A 2,803-nucleotide genomic window follows, 5' to 3' on the forward strand; every position below is an offset into this window, starting at 1 on the left:
ACAATCCTTTCTAATGTGGAGGTACCAATGAAAGTGTGTTCCTATCATGAGGAGCCGTATGACGGGAAACTGTCACGTACGGTTTTGGAGACGAGTCGCAGAGGTAACTCTGCGGCTTAGTTTAATATTCTCAGGTGCTTCAGGATGCAGTCAAAAGAGTAAAGTTAGCCTTTGATAGATTTATCAAAGGGGATAGTAACGGGAAGCGAAGTGGGAAACCTAGATTCAAAAAGCAGCATCGCTACCGCACCTTTACTTACCCTCAAATGAAGGAAGGATGTTTAGAGGGCAACCTGATTAACCTCCCAAAAATAGGCAAAATCAAGATTGTCCTGCACCGTCCTCTCCCAGATGGATTCAAGGTAAAAACAGCTTCGATCACCAAAAAATGTGATGGGTACTATCTGGTTCTATCCCTGGAAGACAAAACTGTCCCTGAAATTAAACCTGACATTAATCCTGATTCAATAGCAGGTATTGACGTCGGCCTCAAGGAATTCTTAACTACCTCGGAAGGAGAAACGATAGAGATTCCACAATACTATCGAAAGTCTCAAAAAAGACTGAGGGTTATTCAGAAAAGGGTATCTCGACGGAAGAAGGGAGGAAAGAATAGACTCAAGGCTGTTAAACAGCTTGGAAAACAACACAAAAAAGTAGCGGACAAACGGAAAGATTTCCATTTCAAGACCGCTAACTATCTACTTTCTAAATATGATGTAATAGCCCATGAAAAATTAAATGTAAAAGGACTGGCTAAATCCCGATTGGCTAAATCTGTGTTGGATGCGGGATGGTCAAGCTTTCTGACAATCCTAATAAGCAAAGCCTTAAATGCTGGCTTGTTAACGGTTCCAGTAAGCCCCAAAAATACTTCACAGAATTGCTCCAACTGCGGCAAAAAAGTTCCCAAAAAGCTGCATGTCCGGTGGCATGATTGTCCCGATTGTGGATGCAGCCTTGATCGTGACCATAATGCAGCGATCAATATAAGAAATAGAGCGGAAGGGCAGTCCGTTCTTAAAGCCCAGCGCCTCCTAAGCAATAGCCGGATTGGCTGGGAAGCCTACACTGAACCCAACGGGTCAGTGTAGGAGCTGTCACTCATTGCAGATTCTGTAGTTTTATTGAGACTGTCCAAAACATATTGAGCAAACACGGGCAATCCAAAGTCAGGTCGATAACCGTGAATGGCATCAGGAGCAAGCTGCTTCATTAGGAAGACTATCGCCCCAGTTACAACTTGACCAGGAACTAAAATCGGGCAACCCGGTGGGGTAGGAATAATGAATGTAGATGAAACCAGTTCTCGGCCAGATGCCATTATCTCATCTATTTCATTGTCTAGCTTAAGGTATTCTATTTTTTCTTCGTCCAAACCCAGGAAGTAGGCGCTCCGCATGTCCCCTTGCCCAGTTGCCGGGTGAGAACGGAAGCCGGAGTAAAACTCGCTGAAATGAGGCAAAGAAGGCAAATTCAGTGTTAGCTGTTGCAGCTTGTTTTCAAATAATTTGATTTCCACTTGATTGTATTGGCGCAATTCCTGCTCCAACCCCTCAGCAATTTTCTGCAGGCAATCAAGCAAATATGTTACGGAACCCCAGGTTGTCCCGATATTAGTCATAAATAAAACTGTATTGAGGGAAACTTTGTTAACCTGAATATTAAACTTTTCCATCAGTACAGAATTTTGGAAAGTATAGCCATCGATGCCTGTCTTGCCAATGTACAAAGTCAGCCGCGTGGGGTCAACAACAAATTCATCATCCTCCCAGGCTTGCTCGATACGCTGGAACTTTGCTTCTGGCTCTTCCTGAGTTTGGTAACTTTTCAGACCTGATGGGCGATAGGTTTCGGGAATTAACTCTTCAGGAGTAAGTATCTTGAAGTATTTTCCTAGCAATGGATGAGTGTTAACCTTCTCCCGCACTATCATTGCCATATCAATCTGGGAATGAACCAATTTGAAGCCTTCCAAATCAACTTGTCGCCGCGCTAAATCCAGAGAAGCCAGAATTTGGTAATTGGGGGAGGTGGTGGTGTGGGTCATGTAAGCCTCTAGAAAATCAATTTCCGACCTACGGTTGAACTCCTCGTCCCAGATGTGAATCATGGATGATTGACGCATGCCAGACAGAGATTTATGTGTTGATTGAGTTGAGTACACCCGAATCTTGACTTGATCGGGATCGGGTAATAGGCGCTGGTTCAGCCAGGTGTCATCATCCTCTGGGTCAAGGCGATCAAATTGTTCCTTAAAGGCTGCATACTCCTTTCGGTATTGGGGACTGTGATAGCGAGTATGAAGGTTAGTAGCAGCTTGCATTGCTGTACGTTCTCGATAGGTTGAGGTGCAACCAGCAAAGGCAAACCAGGCTTCGTCCCAGAGGAAAACCAGATCTGGCTTGATTGCCAGTATTTCTTCCATGACTCCCTTAACGTTGTAAACAATGCCATCAAAGGTACAGTTTGTGAGTAACACCATTTTCACCTGCTCCAATTGCCCCTCCCGCTTGAACTTGAGCAATTGTTGCTTGATTTCCTTTAAAGGCACAGCACCATAGATACTATATTCTTTGAGGGAATAGGCATTGAGGTAAAGGGGTTGAGCACCTACTAAGACGATGCCGTAATGGTGAGATTTGTGGCAATTCTGGTCAACCAAGACAATATCACCTGGGGGGGCGACATGAGAGCTAAAAAGTAGACTGTATAAGCTTCATAGCTCTCATACCTCGTAAATAATGATCGAGCTTATGACGACTTAAATGCATCAAATTTTCAACTAATCCCCAACATTTAT

The 2,803-nt window shown here is 44.0% G+C and carries 1 protein-coding gene and 2 pseudogenes; 1 reads left to right on the forward strand and 2 read right to left on the reverse strand.

The window, feature by feature from the left end:
- Positions 1-125 precede the first annotated feature (125 nt).
- Positions 126-1,094 (forward strand): annotated as a pseudogene (locus tag F6K63_RS36525) (RNA-guided endonuclease InsQ/TnpB family protein); the annotation flags it as partial.
- On the opposite strand, the gene F6K63_RS36530 reads toward F6K63_RS36525, so the two are convergent.
- A complete protein-coding gene (locus F6K63_RS36530) occupies positions 1,067-2,665 on the reverse strand; it encodes an aminotransferase class I/II-fold pyridoxal phosphate-dependent enzyme (RefSeq protein ID WP_287314961.1) in 1,599 nt (532 codons plus the stop codon). The pseudogene F6K63_RS36525 and the gene F6K63_RS36530 sit on opposite strands and share 28 nt — an antisense overlap.
- 11 nt (positions 2,666-2,676) lie before the next feature.
- Positions 2,677-2,803, reverse strand: a pseudogene (locus F6K63_RS36535) (IS4 family transposase); the annotation flags it as partial.

This window comes from Moorena sp. SIO1G6, from assembly GCF_010672795.1.
In the GTDB taxonomy this organism is placed as follows: domain Bacteria; phylum Cyanobacteriota; class Cyanobacteriia; order Cyanobacteriales; family Coleofasciculaceae; genus Moorena; species Moorena producens.